General features: G+C 69.4%; 2 pseudogenes. One reads left to right on the top strand and one right to left on the bottom strand.

The annotated features are described in order from the left end of the window. Positions 1-155 (bottom strand): annotated as a pseudogene (locus tag KUM32_RS44290) (esterase); the annotation flags it as partial. Between the two features lie 144 nt (positions 156-299). On the opposite strand from KUM32_RS44290, the pseudogene KUM32_RS36395 reads away from it, so the two are divergent. Then, a pseudogene (locus tag KUM32_RS36395) lies at positions 300-624 on the top strand (hypothetical protein); the annotation flags it as partial.

The following is a 624-nucleotide window of genomic DNA, read 5'->3' as shown; positions in this document are numbered from 1 at the left end:
ACCGAGACCTGGGTGGCCAGCAGCGTACCGACGCGGCCGAGGACGGCCCACGGGGTACGCCCGGCCAGCCTCGGCCACAGCCAGACGGTGGCGGCGAAGAACAGCACGGCCGTGATGACGGCGATCGTCACGACCTTGTTGCTGGTGAGACCCATGGTGAGCTTTCTGACGGGCGACCGGTCACCCGTGCCGCGGAATGAACCCCGTGCGGTCAATCACCGTCCTAGAGGGCGCGCAATGTGACCAAAGCTGTGAAACAGCGGGCAGCAGATCCTCTTGACAGGGGCGACGGGAAGTACATGTCTGCAAGGCAAGACGGTGAAGAGTCCAAAGTGGTTGCCAACAGGCTGCGACGGGTGGCTCGGGGCCCTCGACCCGAGACCATCCCCTCCGTGATCGGCACCGCCAGCGCACTGATCGGCCTGCTCGACATCGCCGCGGGCGTCTTCCCGCGCTTCCGCCACAGCAGGCTGCACGCGGTGGCGGAGATCCTGCCCGGCGCGGTGAGCCCGCTGGCCGCCGCCGCCTCGATCGTGGTGGGCGTGCTGCTCCTCATGCTCGCCCACGGCCTCAAGCGGCGCAAACGCCGGGCCTGGATCGCGGCGGCCGGCCTGCTGCCGGCGG

The organism is Streptomyces sp. AC627_RSS907, assembly GCF_019049165.1.
Note: the sequence above shows the minus strand (reverse complement) of the source record. Positions and strands in the feature narration are given on the sequence as shown.